This is a genomic window from Paenibacillus azoreducens, from assembly GCF_021654775.1.
GTDB classification, from domain to species: domain Bacteria; phylum Bacillota; class Bacilli; order Paenibacillales; family Paenibacillaceae; genus Paenibacillus_AQ; species Paenibacillus_AQ azoreducens.
In genome coordinates this window covers 2,511,792-2,530,386 of record NZ_AP025343.1, presented here as the reverse complement: position 1 = coordinate 2,530,386, position 18,595 = coordinate 2,511,792, and the positions used below count along the sequence as shown (strand labels likewise).

General features: G+C 51.6%; 18 protein-coding genes. 4 read left to right on the top strand and 14 right to left on the bottom strand.

Annotated features, from left to right (window positions below; genetic code table 11):
- Positions 1 to 403: 403 nt before the first annotated feature.
- The 3 genes from L6442_RS10795 to L6442_RS10785 all read left to right on the top strand — a co-directional run bounded on the left by L6442_RS10795 (position 404) and on the right by L6442_RS10785 (position 2,893).
- The gene (locus L6442_RS10795; protein WP_194229931.1) at positions 404 to 1,648 is read left to right on the top strand and encodes a DNA polymerase IV; all 1,245 of its coding nucleotides are present in this window, start codon (positions 404 to 406) and stop codon (positions 1,646 to 1,648) included.
- A complete protein-coding gene (locus L6442_RS10790) occupies positions 1,645 to 1,995 on the top strand; it encodes a YolD-like family protein (RefSeq protein ID WP_194229932.1) in 351 nt (116 codons plus the stop codon). The genes L6442_RS10795 and L6442_RS10790 overlap by 4 nt, the downstream gene beginning before the upstream one ends.
- A gap of 208 nt (positions 1,996 to 2,203) precedes the next feature.
- Entirely contained in the window at positions 2,204 to 2,893 is a 690-nt protein-coding gene (locus tag L6442_RS10785; RefSeq protein ID WP_212978547.1) for an SOS response-associated peptidase, read from the top strand.
- Positions 2,894 to 3,049: 156 nt separating this feature from the next.
- On the opposite strand, the gene L6442_RS10780 is transcribed toward L6442_RS10785, so the two are convergent.
- From L6442_RS10780 to L6442_RS10760, 5 genes are all read right to left on the bottom strand, one after another.
- On the bottom strand, positions 3,050 to 3,430 hold the full coding sequence (locus L6442_RS10780; protein WP_212978548.1) for a cupredoxin domain-containing protein: 381 nt from the start codon (positions 3,428 to 3,430) through the stop codon (positions 3,050 to 3,052).
- Between the two features lie 312 nt (positions 3,431 to 3,742).
- Positions 3,743 to 4,030, bottom strand: coding sequence for a stage VI sporulation protein F (locus L6442_RS10775; protein WP_194229935.1), 288 nt, complete (start codon positions 4,028 to 4,030; stop codon positions 3,743 to 3,745).
- A gap of 64 nt (positions 4,031 to 4,094) precedes the next feature.
- On the bottom strand, positions 4,095 to 6,146 hold the full coding sequence (gene recG, locus L6442_RS10770; protein WP_212978549.1) for an ATP-dependent DNA helicase RecG: 2,052 nt from the start codon (positions 6,144 to 6,146) through the stop codon (positions 4,095 to 4,097).
- A 14-nt stretch (positions 6,147 to 6,160) separates the two neighbouring features.
- Complete coding sequence (locus tag L6442_RS10765; protein ID WP_212978550.1) at positions 6,161 to 7,018, bottom strand: DegV family protein; 858 nt, start codon at positions 7,016 to 7,018, stop codon at positions 6,161 to 6,163.
- 48 nt (positions 7,019 to 7,066) lie between these two features.
- Positions 7,067 to 8,866 carry a DAK2 domain-containing protein gene (locus L6442_RS10760; RefSeq protein ID WP_212978551.1) on the bottom strand — a complete coding sequence of 600 codons (1,800 nt, stop codon included), beginning with the start codon at positions 8,864 to 8,866 and terminating at the stop codon, positions 7,067 to 7,069.
- A gap of 275 nt (positions 8,867 to 9,141) precedes the next feature.
- On the opposite strand from L6442_RS10760, the gene rpmB reads away from it, so the two are divergent.
- A complete protein-coding gene (rpmB, locus tag L6442_RS10755; RefSeq protein ID WP_081992147.1) occupies positions 9,142 to 9,330 on the top strand; it encodes a 50S ribosomal protein L28 in 189 nt (62 codons plus the stop codon).
- 378 nt (positions 9,331 to 9,708) lie between these two features.
- Here the strand turns inward: rpmB and spoVM are convergent, their stop codons facing one another.
- The 9 genes from spoVM to def form a co-directional block, all read right to left on the bottom strand.
- A complete protein-coding gene (gene spoVM, locus L6442_RS10750) occupies positions 9,709 to 9,789 on the bottom strand; it encodes a stage V sporulation protein SpoVM (protein ID WP_036707696.1) in 81 nt (26 codons plus the stop codon).
- Between the two features lie 166 nt (positions 9,790 to 9,955).
- Positions 9,956 to 10,618 (bottom strand): ribulose-phosphate 3-epimerase, encoded by a 663-nt coding sequence (gene rpe, locus L6442_RS10745; protein WP_212978552.1) that lies wholly within the window; start codon positions 10,616 to 10,618, stop codon positions 9,956 to 9,958.
- Positions 10,619 to 10,623: 5 nt separating this feature from the next.
- The gene (gene rsgA / locus L6442_RS10740; RefSeq protein ID WP_212978553.1) at positions 10,624 to 11,541 is read right to left on the bottom strand and encodes a ribosome small subunit-dependent GTPase A; all 918 of its coding nucleotides are present in this window, start codon (positions 11,539 to 11,541) and stop codon (positions 10,624 to 10,626) included.
- Positions 11,542 to 11,663: 122 nt separating this feature from the next.
- Positions 11,664 to 13,814 (bottom strand): Stk1 family PASTA domain-containing Ser/Thr kinase, encoded by a 2,151-nt coding sequence (gene pknB, locus L6442_RS10735; protein WP_212978554.1) that lies wholly within the window; start codon positions 13,812 to 13,814, stop codon positions 11,664 to 11,666.
- A complete protein-coding gene (locus tag L6442_RS10730; protein WP_212978555.1) occupies positions 13,811 to 14,587 on the bottom strand; it encodes a Stp1/IreP family PP2C-type Ser/Thr phosphatase in 777 nt (258 codons plus the stop codon). The genes pknB and L6442_RS10730 overlap by 4 nt, the downstream gene beginning before the upstream one ends.
- Before the next feature lie 7 nt (positions 14,588 to 14,594).
- Positions 14,595 to 15,635, bottom strand: coding sequence for a dual-specificity RNA methyltransferase RlmN (rlmN, locus tag L6442_RS10725; RefSeq protein WP_212978556.1), 1,041 nt, complete (start codon positions 15,633 to 15,635; stop codon positions 14,595 to 14,597).
- 152 nt (positions 15,636 to 15,787) lie between these two features.
- Positions 15,788 to 17,161, bottom strand: coding sequence for a 16S rRNA (cytosine(967)-C(5))-methyltransferase RsmB (rsmB, locus tag L6442_RS10720; RefSeq protein WP_212978557.1), 1,374 nt, complete (start codon positions 17,159 to 17,161; stop codon positions 15,788 to 15,790).
- The gene (gene fmt / locus L6442_RS10715) at positions 17,158 to 18,090 is read right to left on the bottom strand and encodes a methionyl-tRNA formyltransferase (protein WP_212978558.1); all 933 of its coding nucleotides are present in this window, start codon (positions 18,088 to 18,090) and stop codon (positions 17,158 to 17,160) included. The genes rsmB and fmt overlap by 4 nt, the downstream gene beginning before the upstream one ends.
- Positions 18,091 to 18,096: 6 nt before the next feature.
- On the bottom strand, positions 18,097 to 18,579 hold the full coding sequence (gene def, locus L6442_RS10710) for a peptide deformylase (RefSeq protein WP_194229946.1): 483 nt from the start codon (positions 18,577 to 18,579) through the stop codon (positions 18,097 to 18,099).
- Between the last annotated feature and the right edge of the window lie 16 nt (positions 18,580 to 18,595).

Here is an 18,595-nt window from a genome sequence, read left to right as displayed (position 1 = left end):
GTTGTGGTCGTTTTAACATCTTTATCCATAAAGATTACAAAATTGATACTATGGTCCGATAAAGCAGCAGCGGAAAACCGCATCAATACAGTGTTTTTCGAAAATCTTATTTTACAAAAAATAAGGAGAGAGTCCCGTCCGGGACTTGCAGTACCAACTCGATATTAAAATGGATAATAGTGGATATAACTGGTATGACTATCCTATTATTTTTCCCGGCTCTTTTACGGCGTTTTCCGTTTCTTTTTAACTAGGAACAATGGGGACGGCATTTGACATCCGGCGGGAAAGAGGTCCTTTTTTGCAAATAATTCCGGTTGAAAATTGAATAATAATCCGCTAGGCTAAATAAAATAAGAACACGTGTTCCTGTCATCTTAAAAAAGAGTAAGGAGAGAGTCCTATGGCTGAGCCCAAAAAACGCGTCATCATGCTGGCCGACTGCCAGTCTTTTTATGCCAGTGTGGAAAAAGCCGCCCACCCCGAATACCAAGACAAGCCTTTGGTCGTATCCGGTGATCCGGCCCGCCGGTCGGGAATTATTTTGGCCGCCTGTCCGCTTGCCAAGAAATACGGCGTGACGACGGCCGAACGTCTCGGCGACGCGCTGCGGAAATGCCCGCATCTGGTTGTCATCCGCCCGCGGATGGCGGAATATATCCGCGTATCTTTGCATATCACCGAGATTTTTCAATCCTTTACCGATCTCGTGGAGCCGTACAGCATTGATGAACAGCATCTGGACGTCACCGGCAGCATCCGTTTATTCGGCAGTCCAGACGAAATCGCCCGCCGGATTCAGAAACAGGTGCAGCATGAAACGGGGATTTACGTACGGGTCGGCATCAGCGATTGCAAAGTTCTGAGCAAGATGGCCTGCGACATATTTGCCAAAAAAATCCCCGGCGGCATCTTTGTTATGAAGCGGGAGGAATTGCCCAGGACGTTATGGCCTAAACCGGTGCATGAAATGTTTATGGTCGGCTCCCGGATGACCCGCCATCTGTATAAAATGGGCATTCATACGATCGGCGATCTGGCGCAAACGCCTCTGCCGCGGCTAACGAAGCGTTGGGGCGTAAATGGCGAGGTGCTGTGGCGCATTGCCCGCGGCATCGACTCTTCCCCGGTCACTCCCCACAGCCAGCTGCAGCAGCAGAAAGGCATAGGCCATCAGATGACGCTCCCGCGCGACTATACAAGCTGGGAAGAGCTTCGGGTCGTGCTGCTTGAGCTATGCGAGCAGGTCGGTCGGCGCTGCCGGGAAAAGGGGCTCATGGGCTCGGTTGTCAGCGTCGGCTGCCAGGGAGCGGATTTCGACCATCCGACCGGCTTTTCCAGACAAATGAAACTTGCGGATCCCACCAGCATCACCGATGAAATCTTTGACGCAGCCTGTTTGCTGTTCCACCGTCACTGGAACGGCTTGCCCGTCCGCAAAGTCGGCGTGGCCGTATCCGATCTCCATCCCGATTCCCTGATTCAGCTTACTCTGTTCGGAAACCGCGACCGCAAGCGGGAACTGGAGCGGGCCACCGACAGCATCAAGCTCAGATTCGGCGAAACCGCCATTCTCCGGGCCGCCTCGCTTGCAGATGCCGGGCAAGCGCAGGAACGGGCGCTGCGGATTGGGGGCCATTACAAATGAGCAAAAAACTCGAAGGCAACGGTTTGTTTGAATCATCCCGGATGATGCTGCCGGAGCACCGGGAAGCCTATATCCGGCATCAGCGGCAGCTTGTGCGCCGTACCCCTCCGCTAATTGACCCGCAGGCCGCAGAGGAGATGTCCCGGATACTGGCATCCGCACTGCAGGGCAAGGTGCTGGTCGCAATCACTCTTTTTGACGAAAAGGAAAATGTTCGGCTTACAGGCCATGTGCTGCGGATTGATATGTCCCGGCGGCAGATCCGCTTAAGAAAGGCTGACGACGGAGAAACTGAATGGATCCGGCTGGATCAAATCATCGACATAGTGGCGGAGAGCGGCATATAACGTTACACTGAATAAGAAAAACGTCTATCGACGTACTTTCATAGAAGACAGACCGCATTTGGCGGATGTTTTTCTTGCGATATAAGGAAGCGAAGGCTCCGAAACTTATACTTTCTTATATCTTAAGAAGCGGCCGGCTCGCCTCAATTTGATCATCGTTTGATGATATTGGAACAGCCGGCCCCTGTTTAAAGGAGGCTGATGCCGCATGTGCGGACGTTTTACTCTGATTGTCTCTCTGGAAGAGCTGATGCTGCGGTATGAGCTGGATCCCGGATATTCGATTCCTTATCATCAACCGCAATATAATATAGCGCCGACGCAAATGGTTTTGTCCATCATCCATGACGGAAGCCGCCTGCGGCTCGGCGAGCTGAGATGGGGCCTGGTGCCTTCTTGGGCCAAAGATATAAGCATAGGCAGCCGCATGATCAATGCGCGCAGTGAAACACTGCTCGACAAACCGGCCTATAGACGCCCTTTTGAGCGCAAAAGATGCCTGATTCCGGCAGATGGGTTTTATGAATGGCGCAGGACAGAAAACGGCAAACGCCCATACCGAATCAGACTTAAAGACGGCGGAATATTCAGCATGGCCGGCTTGTACGACATTTGGCTCCAGGAAGACGGTAGTAAGCTCGCAACCTGCACCATCATCACAACCCCGCCCAATGCCCTAATGGAACCTATTCATGACCGAATGCCGGCTATTCTTCGTCCGGAAGACGAGCTGCGCTGGGTCGAACGGGGAACTGCCGATCCCCGGGAACTTCAGCAGCTCCTTCTTCCTTACCCGGCGGAAGAAATGGAGGCATATCCTGTAAGCACTGCGGTGAATTCGGTTAAAAACGACTCTCCGCTCTGCATCGAGCCAAGCACTCCCCGGTTTGAGCCCTAAGGCGCACAAATAACCCCACAAAGCGGAGCCTATGCTTCGGTGCTTATTCCAAATACTTTGCGGGGACTCCATAAATTCTTTAATGTCAAAAAAAACCGTCTGCTGCCTTCCCAAAGGTTCAGACGGTTTTTACTTCTAATAATTCTTCGGTTCGGCTTACTCCACAATAATTTTACCTACCATGTTGTCATGCCCTGCGCCGCACATCACGGAGCAATGAAACTCATGTGTGCCCGCCTTATCTGCCGTAAAATCGGCTGATCCGTTTTTTTGCAGATTGATTTTGAAGTCGGGGATTTCAAGGCCATGGGCACCTTCTTTATTGACAAGCGTAATTTTAACTTTATTGCCTTTTTTGACTTTAATTTCGGCAGGCTCAAACTTGAAATTGGTCGCCGTTACTGTGATGTTTTGAGTTCCGCCGGCTGCCGTTCCGCCAGCTCCGGTATTGGTTGTGTTCTTATTGGTTTTGCTGCCGCAGGCGCTGAGCGCAAAGACGAGCAGCAGCGTTAATCCTAACGTCATCCATTTTTTCATGTTAAACCTCCAGTATAAATTTAATGAATGTCATCTAATACTTAATGCCGATTGTCAATTATTGCTGCATGAGCAGCAAAGCAGCCCTTTAAACAGAATTGTTCTTCTACGGGTTTATTTTGGACCGGGAACCGGTGAACTATGCAGGCGCAACAAAATAACCCCACAAAGTGGAGCCTATGCTTCATGCTTATTACAAATACTTTGCGGGGTCCCCCCAAAAAAATTCAATTCTATAATTACAAAAAAGACCTATATGGAAAACACCGAGGGCGGTATTCTCCATATAGGTCTTTTCTACAATCCGTCTCCTTAACGGAACATGCCCCAAAGTTTGATCAAATGAAAGGTATTGTTCGGATCAATCTTCTGAGCGAGCACAAATCGCACGATTTGCTGCTCCTCGGCCTGCGATAGGGATTCGCGCATGACTCCCGCCGCCGATTTGACAAGGCGCTGCACCTTTGCCGGGTCTTGAAGATCGAACTTGCTGACACCTTCCAACATCTTCTTGACCCGATCTTTGGTAGCCTGATTTTTCATCTTTTGCTTGACTCTTGCCACTAACGCAGGACTAATTCCATACTGCTGGTAGCCCAAAACAAGGCACCTCCCGTCAAATTCAGTTCAACTCATTATATGACGGGGGGATTGTCCCAATTGCCTAATCTACCAAATCTCCCTGAAAAATCTGTTCCTGCCGAAGATAATCCCTCAGCACAGCATATTCCTGCGAGGTCCAAAACTCGCTATCGCCCACAAGTTGCGACGCATCATCCCGCGCCTGTTCAAGCACTGCAAAATCGCTCACCATGTCCGCGAGCCGGAACTCTGGCAGCCCGCTCTGCTTGGTTCCGAAGAAATCTCCCGGGCCTCTCAGATCCAAATCCCGGCGCGATACTTCAAAGCCGTCATCCGTCTCCGTCATGACGGTCATACGCTCCTGCCCGACTTCGGATTTGGGATCGGCGACAAGCACGCAGTAGGAAGCATGCTGCCCCCGTCCCACACGGCCGCGCAGCTGATGCAGCTGGGACAGGCCGAACCGGTCGGCATCCATGATCACCATCAGTGTCGCGTTAGGTACATCCACGCCTACTTCCACGACTGTAGTGGATACCAGGAGCTGGACTTCATTTTCTTTGAAGGAGCGCATCACTCCTTCTTTTTCGGCTGGAGTCATCCGGCCATGAAGCAAACCGACCCGGTATTTCGGAAAAGCTTGCTGCATCTGGATATGCAGATCAATCGCATTTTGCACATCCAGCTTCTCGGACTCCTCAATGAGCGGACAAATCAGATAGGCCTGCCGGCCCTGATCTATTTCCCGCGCAATAAATCCAAGGACGCGGTCCATTTTGTCATGCTTAACCCAATAGGTGGTGATCGGAATTCGCCCTTTGGGCCGTTCGGATAATGTTGACACATCCAAATCGCCAAAAGCGGTAATCGCAAGCGTTCGCGGAATAGGCGTAGCCGTCATCGTGAGCACATCCGGGTTATACCCTTTTCTCCGCAAAATGCTGCGCTGGTTAACGCCAAACCGATGCTGTTCATCCGTCACAACAAGACCCAATTGGCGGAAAAACACATCTTCCTGAATCAAAGCATGTGTTCCGACCACGATGTCCGTCATGCCGATCTGCAGGGAAGCAAGCAAATCCTTGCGCTTGCGTCCGCTGACGCTGCCTGTCAGCAGCGCTACCGTGATGCCAAATGGTTCAAACATCTGCTGCAGTGAACGCATATGCTGTTCAGCCAAAATTTCGGTAGGAACCATCAGCGCCCCCTGAAAACCGGAACGGACAGCCGCATATAATGCAATCGCCGCGACCGCCGTTTTGCCTGATCCGACATCGCCTTGAAGCAGACGGTTCATGCAATAAGGCGATCGCATATCCTGCAAAATTTCCAGTTCCACGTTTTTTTGCGCATCCGTTAATTCAAATGGCAGGCTGCGCACGAATTCCCGCATTGTCTTGTTATCCACGGTATGGACAATCCCGTCCATACCGCGGCGATTAAGTGCCCGGAAAGCTTGCATTTTCAACTGAAACAAAAACAATTCCTCATAAACCATCCGTTCCCGTCCCCGCTGGCCTTCCCGCGAATCCTGCGGCTGATGGATCGTCGCAACGGCCTGTTTGCGCGGCATGAAACGGTATTTTTGCATAATGTTGTGCGGAAGAATTTCGGGAATCATCTCTCCGTATTGGGTCAGAGCCTGTCCCATCGTTTTGCGCATCCACGTTTGCGTAATTTTGCCGCCGACAGAGTAAACGGGCTGCAGCGTCCCGCTCCGCCAACCTCCCTGATCCGGGAACTCCGATTCGGATACAGTCAGCTGCATCCTCCGCTGATCCCATTTGCCTACCAATACAATTTCTCTTCCGCCCACCAGCTGGTCGCGCAGGAAATGGCGATTGAACCAGGTCGCCGTAAACATCCACTGCTCCGCCATCATTTTGCAGGTCAGACGCGATTTTCGGCCATAACGCTGCAGCACCGGAACGCCCATGATTTTGGCTTGAATAGTAATCTTTTCGCCATCCTTCACCTCGCTAAGCGAGCGCAGGCGGTAATCCTCGTACCGGAACGGGTAATATTCCAATAAATCTTTGACCGTAAAGATGCCAAAGGCGTGAAGCTCCCCCTCTTTGAGAGCACTCACGCCGCGCACCTGACGGATTGAAATTTGATCCAAACTAAGACTCATTTCCATCCCTCATTTTAACTAGGCCAGATAAATACGGCCAATGTCCCGGGACCGACATGGCTTCCTACTACCGGACCGATATTGGTAAGCACAACCTCGCCCAGGTTATAATGCCTGGACAGCTCTTCCAGCACCGGATCGGCCGAAGCCGGGTCGGCCGTATGGCCTACGGCCACATTAATGTTTTGAATCCCGCCCAGATCTTCCCTAAATCTTTCAATCATGCGGGTTATTGCCTTCTTGCGACCTCTTACCTTTTCTACCGCATAAATAATGCCTTCTTCATCGATGGACAGGAGCGGTTTAATATTCAGCAGATTGCCTATAAATGCAGCAGCTTTGCCGATCCGTCCACCCTTTTTCAGATATTCCAATGTATCGACGAGAAAATACAGTTTACGCTGCTGCCGCAGCTGCTCCACCGACGCCAAAATTTCTTCAGCGCTTTTGCCCTCGGCGGCAAGCCGGGCCGCATGAACGACCAAAACGCCAAAACCATAGGATGCCGAGCGGGAATCAACCACATGGATCAGCGGAGGATCCTCCAGCATCGATTTGGCCAGCAGGGCCGATTGGTATGTCCCGCTAAGCCCGGATGAAATATGAAAAGAAAGAATCGGGCAGTTCGGGTGTATGTTCATCAAATTTTGATAGACATCGATATATTCGGCAGGAGAAGCCTGCGACGTAGTAGGCAGCTTTTCCGACTGGACAAGCCGTTTGTAGAACACCTCAGCGGAAATGTCCACGCCGTCCCGAAACGTCTCTTCACCAAACATCAAACGAAGGGGAACCACATGGATGTCATATTTGCCGACCAGCTCTTCCGGTATGTCAGCGGTGCTGTCCGTCACAATTACCGCATGATTCATGCGAGCGGCCTCCTTTAATTTCGTTTCTTATTCGTGTTCGTGACTAAACTAGGACTCCACAGAGAAAATATAGTAATACACCGGCTGTCCGCCCTGATGTACTTCCACCTCGGCGTCCGGATAATGTTCGCTGAGCCAATTCGCCAGCTCCGCCGTCATCTCCGGCTGCGTTTCTTCGCCTGCGAGAATGGTTACAATTTCATCGCCGCTTACAAGCATCTTAGCAAGGAGATCCTGGCAAGAGGCCAAAAGACCCTCGGAGGCTGTTACGATCTTCGAATTCTCAATGCCGATATATTGACCTTCTTTGATATCGATGTTATCGATTTGCGTATCGCGGACCGCATGAGTCACCTGGCCGGATTTGATCCGGGCGATAGCATCCATCATATTGTTCGTATTGGTATCCTGGGACTCTTCTTCAGAAAAAGCAAATGCGGCTGCAATCCCTTGCGGGATGCTCTTGCTCGGAATCACCGTCACGCTTCGCTCGTCCTCAAGAAGTTCCCCGGCCTGTTGGGCCGCAAGCACAATGTTCGAGTTATTCGGCAAAATATAAATGTGCTGCGCCGAAATCGAACCGATGGCGTTCACGAAGTCTTCCGTGCTTGGATTCATCGTCTGACCGCCGGAAAGGACCACATCCACGCCAAGGCTCTTAAAAATATCGGCGATGCCTTGCCCGGAAGCAACCGCGATAAATCCGTAAGGCGCCAGTTCATCCGCAGGCGGCGTAGCCGGAACTTGCTCGCGCGAATGCTCGACCGAATCAACCGGCATATCGGCAAACAGCTCAGGCATCGGAGCGATGTCGAGCCCCGTTGTCAGCAGATCCCTATGCTGTTCACGCATATTTAAAATATGAATTTGCGTAATTTCTCCGAAGCGCAAGGCCAAATTCAGCACTTCGCCCGGCTCCTTCGAATGAACATGGACTTTGATCAATTCTTCATCCGCAATAATGATAATGGAATCCCCGTTAACTGAGAGCGCTTTCCGGAATTGATCCTCATCGAATTTTTCTCCGGAGCCGCCAAGCTGACGATTAATGAAAAACTCCATGTCATACAAAAATTCAATGTCTTCCGTTTCGATTTTGGATTGAGCCAGTTCATGCCGCTCTGCAAGCACGGATGCAGCGGAGTTTAAGACGGCCGATGCCGTTTCCTGATGTTCGCCCGGCACGGCTTGTCTTGCCGCCGGCGCAGACGTGTACTCCACCTGTCCCTGCATACCCTTAAGATACCGGAGGAAACCTTCATAAATGTAAACCAGTCCCTGTCCCCCGGAGTCCACTACACCGACCTGCTTCAACACAGGCAGCATTTCCGGAGTTTTGGAAAGCGTCTCTTGCGCCTTGAGAAGAACCTGCTCCATCAATTCCGTAATGTCATTGGTCCGACGCGCGTAGAAAACCGCATGTTTGGCAGCCTCTTTCGCCACGGTCAAAATCGTGCCTTCCACCGGCTTTACGACGGCTTTATATGCAGCATCCACCCCGGTTTGCAGGGCGGCTGCAAACTGAATTGCATTCAGCTCTGTGTAAGGAGCTGCGTAGCGGCTGAAACCGCGGAACAACTGGGATGTGATAACCCCCGAGTTGCCGCGCGCGCCCATCAGCAATCCTTTGGAAAGCACTCCTGCGCTGTGTCCGATCGAGTCGGAATGATTTCTTTTCAATTCCGTCACGCCTGCACTCATCGTTAGATTCATATTGGTCCCCGTATCCCCATCAGGCACCGGAAAAACATTTAAAGAATTGACATGCTCTGCATGCTGCTGCAGTTGTTCCGCTCCGGCCAATACCATCGCGGTAAAATCTGTCCCATTCAAAGAACGCTTACTCAATGATAAATCCCCTTCCTAGCTTAATCCCATAGCCACTGGCGTCCTTATACATACGCAGTAATCACGTCTTTGCCCTAGCCAACTATTCCAATCGATAATTTCGCTTTATTCGTAATAAAGACCCCATAATAAACCAGTATGGGCTATTCACCATTGTACTATAAGAAGCTTGAGAAATAAATGTTTTTGAATGGCGGTTGACGAAGCATTTTTTGCTGTGATATTATATACAAGTATTGTTTTATGCAGGTGTTTGGAACAAGGAGGTGTAATCTATGTCTCGCAAATGTTATGTGACTGGCAAGAAGCCAGGAAGCGGTAACCACGTATCCCACGCTAACAACCGCAACCGTCGTTCTTGGGGTGTAAACGTGCAAAAGGTTCGTATTCTTGTTGATGGCAAACCAAAACGCGTTTATGTGAGCACTCGTGCGCTCAAATCCGGCAAAGTAACCCGTGTGTAAGTTCTTTGTTTACTTACCATAGAAAGACGCGTTTAGCGGAAGTTTTCTTGCGATATCCGGGGTAAGCTCTTCGGGGCGGTTCATCTGGGCATTTTAGAGAAAACGTTCGATCGACGTACTTTCAGAGAAAGCAGACCGCGATTTTGCGGTTGTTTTTTCTTCACGGGCTATTAGGCTCCTGTTGTACCGAGACAGACCGCTTTGGAGGTTTCATACCTCCGGACGTTACACTTTCTTATTCTTTAAAATCGTATATAAGCAAAAAGCACCTTGTCTGACAGCAGGTGCTTTTTTAATGCCTTGGTTCTTGTTCGATGCGTTTCATGCCGCCTCCCGTCAGAGTTTTGTTTGGCATAAGCGGCATACCATAAGAAGTCTTCAGCTTTTATGAAATGTGTTTAATAAAGCTTTTACGAATCCTCCCAAAAACTTTGGCAGCTTAAACGTGTAAAATTTCATATTCCACCCTCCCCATCATTCTCATGTTATCGCGTATGGTATGCCTGAGTGCGTTCACTATGGCAACGGACAAAAAAAAGGTTACATGAGAACCTTGCTCATGTAACCAATGTATGCGCAAAATGCATGACCTATGACTCAGGCAGACAAGTGAAAATCGCCCATTTTATACGTTTTGCGCGCTGCTGCGGATCGCCCGGATCGCCGCTTCGCGATCCTTTTGTCCATAAACGGCGCTGCCTGCAACGAGTACATCCGCCCCAGCCTCCGCTACGAGCGGCGCCGTTTCGGTCGTAACTCCGCCATCTACTTCGATATGAACGTCAAACAGCGAAGCTTCGTTCAACCACCCGCGCACCTGGCGGATTTTATGCACTGTCCGCGGAATGAAAGCTTGTCCTCCAAAACCGGGATTGACGGTCATAACAAGAACCAAATCGACATCCGCCAAAACTTCCTGCACGGCCGAAGCCGGAGTTGCCGGATTGATCGCCACCCCAGCCTTAATTCCATGCTCCTTAATCATGTGAATAACCCGGTGCAGATGCGTGCAGGCTTCGGCATGAACGGTAATCACGTCAGCGCCGGCCTTGGCAAAATCAGCGATATACGCTTCCGGCTGTTCAATCATCAAATGTACGTCCAACGGCAGGTTTGTATGCGGCTTAATGGCGCTGACAATGGCAGGTCCGAGCGTAATGTTGGGAACGAAATGCCCGTCCATCACATCCACGTGAATCCAGTCCGCTCCCCCCGCTTCCACAGCCGAAACCTCGGATCCCAACTGAGCAAAATCTGCTGACAATATCGATGGCGCTATTTTGATCATTTCCGTTAATACCTCCGCTTTTTATCTTTCATTTCGGTCAAAAACTGCACATAATGCTCGTAGCGGCTCGCTGCGATTTTTCCCTCTTCGACGGCTTCTCTAACCTTGCATCCCGGTTCATGCGTATGACTGCATCCCCGGAATTTGCACTCTTCCGCGTAAGAATGAAATTCCCTGAAACAGGTGGAAAGCTCCTCAACGCCAAGCTCCAGAAAATCAAGCTGGCTAAAACCCGGCGTATCTGCTACAAATCCGCCATGGACAAGCTCGATCAGCTCTACATGGCGGGTCGTATGCTTGCCGCGCCCCAGCTTCATGCTGATTGCGCTCGTTTCAAGATTCAGTCCGGGTACCAGACTGTTAAGCAGCGATGATTTGCCAACCCCGGATTGTCCGGAGAAAACGCTGATTTGGCCTTTCAGCCGTTCCTTCAGCAGTTCCGTTCCCAGCCCTAAGCGTGAGCTCGATACGATAACCTGGTATCCGATATTTTCATACAGCTCCTTGACCAGAGCAACCGGATTCCCGCCGCCAGATTCTGCAGGCAAAAGGTCCTGCTTCGTCAGGCAGATCACCGTATCCAGGCCTGAATGCTCAATATGAACCAAAAATTTGTCGAGCAGCTGCAGATTCAGATCCGGTTCACGGACCGAAAATACAAGTACAGCCAAATCCACGTTAGCAACCGGAGGCCGGATCAGCTCGGACCGGCGCGGCAGAATTTCATCCACCACGCCCTCACCGTTTTCCGTATGCGAAAAACGAATATGGTCTCCAACCAGCGGAGTCACGCCTTTTTTCTTAAAAATACCGCGCGCCCGACACTGGATGGTCTCTTCGCCCCCAGCACCCCCCGTTTCAATTTCGAGTGGTTTGACATAATAATATCCGCTTAACGCCTTCACGATCACTCCTTCAGGCATACATGAAAGGCCTCACTTTCTCCGTAGGTCCGCGCAATCAACACGGACCTCAATGGTGATATTTATAAACTGCAGCATTTTTGTTTTTGTCCCGCTTACCATGATTTTTTTCGTTCCCCCGGTCAGGGATGACCATCCTGGTTCTCATTTGGATTCTCCTGCTGATTCCCAGACGGATTTTCCGGCGGGTTCTCATAATGATCGTTGGTGTTGCGGTCCAGATTTCCATCCACGTTGTCGCCTGGCGATCCCTGATCGCTTCCGCTGTTGTCGGGAAGAACGATCTCAGGCACGCTTCCGTTCCGCACATCTTCATAGCTGACGGGGTAGGTATCGAAAAGCTGGCCGTCGCGATAAACCTTTACGTAAGCTTCCTTATTCGGGGCAACGACCAGATTGACCGGGAACACTTGCGTCGACTGGATTGTTTTTGTCCCTAAAGCCTTTTTCTCGCCGCTGGTCGTGGCGTCGGAATATTCAATCCGGACCTTGGTTTTTTTCCCTGGCTCGACAGGAGCGACAGGCACATTTAAGGTGTATTTCAAAGCATCGGACGGATAGCCCGAACTTACCGTAATCTGAATCTCTGCCTCAGGGGAAGCCGGAGTATCTGGATCAAAAGGCCATTGAGAGATAACGCGCCCTTTCTCGACCGTATAACTCTCCTGCTCCTGGATTTTCGGACTTGACTTAAACCCGGCTTTGGCCAGTTTTTTAATCGCCTTTTCCTGCGTTTCCCCGATCAAATTCGGCATTTTGACCTCATTCTGTCCTTTAGAAACCGTCAGCGTGATCACCTGCGAATCAGTATCGACCTTGGCATTTGCTCCCGGGTCCTGCTGAATGACGGTATTGACAGTTGCATCGCTGAATTGATCATTTCTTTTGATGTTATCTTCTTTAAAGCCCTGGGCAACCAAAGTCTTTACGGCAGCTTCAAAACTTAAGGTTTTGACATCTTTGATTTCCACCTCAGGCTTGACGTCGCCGACCGTAAGCTGGATCGACGTACCTTCCTTGACCTCGGTTCCCGCCTCCCTGCTCTGCTTAAAAACCACACCGGCAGTTACATCAGGATTATACACTTTTTCCGGTTCCGGCACTTCAAATCCCAGAGCCTCAAGCTCTTTGCGCGCTTCATCTACCTGCTTGTTAAGCACGTTCGGAACCTTTACGTCCGGAACGGTCAGCGTATGGTTGACATAAAAGACAACGCCGGCCAAGGCGATCAATACCACCAGCGTCAAGCTGATCCAAAGCGCCGGCCTTCCCCAGCCGTTCTTCTGCTTTCCGGATGAAGGCGCAGGTTCTTCGCGCTCCTCTCTGTCATCCGCCGGAAGGGGTCTTGATCTGACCGGGCTCGGGCCGATATGCTGGGGTTTGATGGCCGGAATGACGCGGGTGCGGTCCTCGTCGTCAAGATCCGTGAAATCTATTTTTTTCTCGTTTCTCCGCTCCGGCAAGAGGCAGGTATCCAGATCATGCAGCATTTCCTTTGCGCTCTGGTAACGCTCCTGCGGATTTTTGCGCATCGATTTGAGAATAATATTCTCTACGCTCTGAGGAATGAGAGGATTGACTTCGCGCGGCTCCTCGAATTCCTCTTGCAAATGCTTCAAAGCCACGCTGATCGGGCTTTCTCCCAGAAACGGAAGACGCGCCGTCAGCATTTGATAGAGTACGATTCCTAAAGAATATAAATCCGATTTTTCCCCTGTTACCACACCTTTGGCGTGTTCCGGGGAAAAATAATGCACCGATCCGACTACGGAGCCGGTCTGCGTGATCGTCGTCGAAGTGACGGCACGGGCGATCCCGAAATCCGTTACTTTGACTCTGCCGTTGCGGCCGATCAATATATTATGCGGTTTAATGTCCCGGTGGATAATCTGGTTGTGGTGGGCGTGATCCAGCGCATCGCAAATCTGGGACGCAATCCGAATAGCCTCATCTACTTGCAGAGGGGCCCGCTCTTTAATAATTTCGTTCAGGTTATGGCCTTCAACGTACTCCATTACAATATAATGGATCTCGCCCTCCTGGCCTACATCATAGATGCTGACGACGTTGGGATGCGAGAGCGATGCGGCCGACTGCGCCTCGCGGCGAAAGCGGCGAATAAATTCCTCATCGTGCACAAACTGCTGGCGCAGCACCTTGACGGCGACATTGCGGCCCAAAAGCAGATCATGAGCTTTGTAGACGAGGGCCATCCCGCCGCCGCCGATGCGCTCAATAATTTCGTAACGGCCGCCCAATTCGTGTCCGATCATGAATCCCACTCCTTTATACTTTGCCCGGAGACTTCATCTTGAAGTTCAAACAGGGCGACGGTAATGTTATCATCGCCTCCGGCAAGAAGCGCCAGCTCGAGAAGGCGGTCCGCCCGTTCATCCAGCGGGACATCCTGCATTCCGGAAATTCGGGCGATCAGCTCGCCGCTTACCAGACTGCTGAGTCCATCACTGCACAAAAGGAGAACTTCCCCCTCAGATAACGTGACAGGATACAGATCGACAGAAACCTCGGGGTCGGTGCCCAAAGCGCGCATAATCACGTTGCGCCGCGGATGGGACTTCATTTCCTCAAGGCTAATCTGGCCGCTTTTATAGAGTTCATTGACAAGCGTATGGTCTTCCGTAAGCTGAATGGCCTCGCCATTCACAATTTTATATGCTCTGCTATCTCCTATATGTCCGATGACCCCGGACGCCTTCTGCAGCAGCAGCACTTCTACCGTTGTCCCCATGTTGTGGTATTTTTCATTTTTGGATGCTTCGCTATAAATGACATCGTTGGCATGCAGAATCGCATCGCTAACAGCAGCGCCCATGCCTTCGACGGACATGCCTGCTTCCAGCGCGGACAGATCTTCCGCAATCGTATCCACGGCTAGCCTGCTAGCGGTGTCTCCGGCCTGATGCCCGCCCATGCCGTCGGCAACGATGCCAATGGTATATCCCTCAGGCTGCTGGCCGATCCAGACCGAATCCTCATTGACCGAGCGAACGCGGCCAATATTACTGGCGTGAACTGTTTTAATCAAGCTTCAATCACCTCAACTCCATATGCTTGGCACGCAGCTGGCCGCATGCAGCCGCGATATCATGGCCTTGCTCCCGGCGGATGGTTACATTCACGCCGTTTTCTGCGAGTACCTTCTGAAACTTGAAAATATCGTTTCGAGATGTGCGAACATACTTGCGTTCCGGCACATGGTTTACCGGGATCAGATTGACATGGCAGAGCATATCCTTCAGCACATTCGCCAGCTCAAGCGCATGTTCCGGCTGGTCGTTCACCCCGCCGATCAAGGCGTATTCAAAGGTGATCCGCCGGCCGGTCTTGGCCAGATAGAAACGGAGCGCCTCCATCACGTCCTCAAACGGATACCGACGGTTAACGGGCATCAGTTTGGAACGGAGCGTATCATTCGGAGCATGGATAGAAATGGCCAGATTGATCTGGGTATCCTCGTTCGTGAATTTATAAATATTCGGAACGATGCCGCTTGTTGATACCGTAATATGCCGCTGGCCGATATTCAGCCCCTTCTCATGAATCATGATCCGGAGGAATTTCATCGTCGCCTCATAGTTCTCGAAAGGCTCCCCGGATCCCATGATAACGATGCTGCTGACGCGCTCGCCCTTTTGATCCAGTATTTTTTGGGCCTGTACGACTTGGGCGACGATTTCGCCGGCCGTCAGGTTGCGTTTAAGCCCGCCGAGCGTCGATGCGCAAAACGTGCATCCGATGCGGCAGCCCACCTGGGTGGTTACGCATATGCTGTTCCCGTAATTATGCTTCATGATAACCGTCTCGATCGCATGATCGTCGTGGAGGCCAAACAGGAATTTCACCGTGCCGTCCTTGGACTCGAGTTTGGTTATTTCTTTCAGAGTAACGAACTCGAACCCGTCCTCAAGTTTTTGCCGCAGCTCTTTGGACAAGTTGGTCATCTCTTGAAAGTTATCGACTCTCTTGACATAAAGCCAGTCAAAAATCTGGCTGGCCCTAAAAGCCGGTTCCCCGTTTTCTTTCGCCCATGCCTGGAGGTCATCCAGATTCAAATCATATATAAAAGGCTTCATTTCACCACACCTGTCTTTATCATTCATATGCATATTGTTTCTCATTCTTCCTATTTTAACACAAATAAAAGTAGCGGTAAAAGAGAAAACCCGCCAAAGCTAAAAGCCCAGCGGGATCATAAGCTGCTTCAATCAAGACGTATTTGCGCTCTTTAAGAGAATCTCTGAAGTCTGGAGATATAAAAACCGTCGCTGTTGTAATCCTGCGGCAGAATCTGAACGCCAACCCCTCCAGCGGCGGAATCCAGTTTATCCCACTCCGCGCTTGACTTTTCCGGAAGGCCAAACCCCGGATGCGTCTCTAAAAAATGCCGTACCGTCCCTTCGTTTTCTTCGGGATCGATCGTGCATGTGCTGTACACCAAAATGCCTCCGACGCGGAGCAGCGAAGAGACGGAATCCAGCAGCTTGCGCTGGAGGCCGGCGATTTCGCCGATATCCCCTGGGGTTTTGGTCCATTTCAAATCAGGCTTGCGCCGGATAACGCCAAGACCCGAGCAGGGAGCATCAAGCAAAATCCGGTCAAACGACCCCGGGGCATATTTTTGAACCAGATCCAGCGCATCCCCCGTGATGGTGTGGATGCTATCCAGCCCCAATCTTTCCGCCTGCGCGCTGATCAGCTTCCGCTTATGCTCATGCAGATCATTGGCGATGATTTCGCCCCGGTCTTCCATCAGCTCCGCCATATGGGCCGTCTTGCCCCCTGGTGCGGCGCAGCAATCCAGCACCCTCATGCCCGAAGCAGGTCCGACTGCACGCCCCACCAGCATGGAGCTCTCGTCCTGTACCGATATTTGCCCATCCCGGTACCAATCCGACAAGGCCATATTGCCGCCGCTTAACACCAGAATTCCTTCCGGAGAAAGCGCCGAAGCAACTGCGTTCAGTCCGGCTTCCTTCATTTGCGCCAGCATCTCGTCTCTGCTGATCATCGTCGTATTGACCCGGACACTGACGGCAGGCGGCTCGTTGTTCGCCCGGCAAATCGCTTCGGCCGCGCTTTCGCCGTACTGCAAGATCCAGCGCTCAACAAGCCACTGCGGATGGGAATGCTCAAGCGCAATCCGCTCGACCGGCGAAAGATTGCCGGGCAGAACCAGCTTCTCGCGGCTGCGCAGCACATTGCGGAGCACGCCGTTGACCATCCCGGATATTCCTTGATGTCCCCGGCGTTTGGCCAAATTTACCGCCTCATTGACCACGGCATGCGGGGGAATCCGTTCCAGATACATGATTTGATACAAACTGAGCCGCAGCAAATTTCTGACCCATGGCTGCAGCTTATGAATTCCCTTGGTTACAAAGCGCTCCAAAAAATAGTCCAGCGTGTTCAGGCGCGAAACCGTTCCATACACCAGCTCCGTCGCCAGACCCGCATCCTGGCTCGACAGGGAAGCGCGCTGAAGCGCCGAATTCAGCTGCAGGTTGCTGTAAGCCTTGTTTTCATCAACACGGGTCAATACGTCCAAGGCTAGTTCCCGTGCCGATACTAGCCCCTTGCCCCGGCCTTTGTCCCTGCTCACTCTAACACCGTCCCCGGAGCCATCGTGTTGCCGCGAACGAATTCGCCCGCTTCCATCTGCTTTTTGCCGCTTGGCTGAATCCGGGTCAGCCAGAGTGAAGCATCGCCCGTTTTGACTTCTATCCCTTGTTCGGTAAGCTGAAGCACCGTGCCGGGAGCCGCTTCTTTGGAAGCTGCATCCGATTTGCGGGAAGCCCAAACTTTAAACACCTCTCCGTTCCAAAAACAAAAAGCGCCCGAAAATGGGACAAGTCCGCGGATTTGATTGTAAATATCGCGCGCTGCCCTGCTCCAGTCGATCTTCTCGTCTTCACGTTTCAAGTTCGGGGCATAGGTTGCCTGCTGCTCGTCCTGCACTTCGGCCTGCACACGTCCGGCGATCAGACGCGGCATCTGCTCTTTCAGCAGTGCCGCACCGGCAATGCTCAGCTTGTCGAACAAGGTGCCTGAAGTGTCCTCATCGGCAATCGCGACTTTCACGCGGGAAATCATGTCACCGGTATCAAGGCCTTCCGCCATATACATCAGCGTCACGCCCGTTTCGCTCTCGCCCCCAATAATGCAGCGTTGAATCGGTGCGCCGCCTCTGTATTTTGGAAGCAGCGAACCATGGACATTCACGCAGCCATTAGCAGGCATATCAAGTACAGCTTTCGGAAGTATTTGACCGTATGCCGCCGTCACAATCAGATCCGGTTTATACGCCGCAAGCTCTGCTACGGCTTCGGGACTGCGCAAACGCTGCGGCTGAAGCACGGGAATCCCGTATTCCGCGGCCACCTCTTTCACCGGCGTTGGCTTCAGCACTCTTTTGCGTCCCTGAGGCCGGTCCGGTTGGGTGACTACCGCAACGACATGATAACCCTCGTCCAGCAGCATCCGCAGACTAGGGACGGCAAAATCCGGCGTCCCCATGAATACGATATTCATGAAGCATTACTCCTTTCCGGAACGTTCAGGTACGTAATCATATACTTTTTCGGCAATATCGGTAAACAGGACTCCGTTCAAATGGTCGATTTCATGCTGAAAGCAGCGGGATAAAAGCCCGGTTCCCGTAATGGTTACCTCGCTGCCGTTTTCGTCCAGCCCTTTGACGGTAACCTTCTCGGCGCGGCGCACGTCTCCGTTTAATCCCGGAATGCTCAGGCATCCTTCAGGCCCGAGCTGCTCGCCTTCTTTTGAAACAATTTCAGGGTTTACCAATTTGATCAGACCGTGTTCGTCGCCCACATCGACAACGATCAGCCGTTTCAGGATTCCGACCTGTGGAGCGGCCAGACCGACGCCTTCGGCATCGTACATCGTATCGGCCATATCGCTCAGCAGTTTTTTTACGTTGGGAGTGATTTCTTTTACTTCTTTTGCTGTTTTATGAAGCACTGGATCAGGTTCTTTTACGATAATGCGTATTGCCATGATGACACCTTCCTTT

Bases quoted from the DNA above. Each gene is read 5' to 3' on its own strand.
- L6442_RS10795 (WP_194229931.1), top strand. From the start codon at position 404: ATGGCTGAGCCCAAAAAACGCGTCATCATGCTGGCCGACTGCCAGTCT.
- L6442_RS10790 (WP_194229932.1), top strand. From the start codon at position 1,645: ATGAGCAAAAAACTCGAAGGCAACGGTTTGTTTGAATCATCCCGGATG.
- L6442_RS10785 (WP_212978547.1), top strand. From the start codon at position 2,204: ATGTGCGGACGTTTTACTCTGATTGTCTCTCTGGAAGAGCTGATGCTG.
- L6442_RS10780 (WP_212978548.1), bottom strand. From the start codon at position 3,430: ATGAAAAAATGGATGACGTTAGGATTAACGCTGCTGCTCGTCTTTGCG.
- recG (WP_212978549.1), bottom strand. From the start codon at position 6,146: ATGAGTCTTAGTTTGGATCAAATTTCAATCCGTCAGGTGCGCGGCGTG.
- L6442_RS10765 (WP_212978550.1), bottom strand. From the start codon at position 7,018: ATGAATCATGCGGTAATTGTGACGGACAGCACCGCTGACATACCGGAA.
- rpmB (WP_081992147.1), top strand. From the start codon at position 9,142: ATGTCTCGCAAATGTTATGTGACTGGCAAGAAGCCAGGAAGCGGTAAC.
- spoVM (WP_036707696.1), bottom strand. From the start codon at position 9,789: ATGAAATTTTACACGTTTAAGCTGCCAAAGTTTTTGGGAGGATTCGTA.
- rpe (WP_212978552.1), bottom strand. From the start codon at position 10,618: ATGATCAAAATAGCGCCATCGATATTGTCAGCAGATTTTGCTCAGTTG.
- rsgA (WP_212978553.1), bottom strand. From the start codon at position 11,541: ATGCCTGAAGGAGTGATCGTGAAGGCGTTAAGCGGATATTATTATGTC.
- pknB (WP_212978554.1), bottom strand. From the start codon at position 13,814: ATGATCGGACACGAATTGGGCGGCCGTTACGAAATTATTGAGCGCATC.
- rlmN (WP_212978556.1), bottom strand. From the start codon at position 15,635: ATGAAGCCTTTTATATATGATTTGAATCTGGATGACCTCCAGGCATGG.
- fmt (WP_212978558.1), bottom strand. From the start codon at position 18,090: ATGAATATCGTATTCATGGGGACGCCGGATTTTGCCGTCCCTAGTCTG.
- def (WP_194229946.1), bottom strand. From the start codon at position 18,579: ATGGCAATACGCATTATCGTAAAAGAACCTGATCCAGTGCTTCATAAA.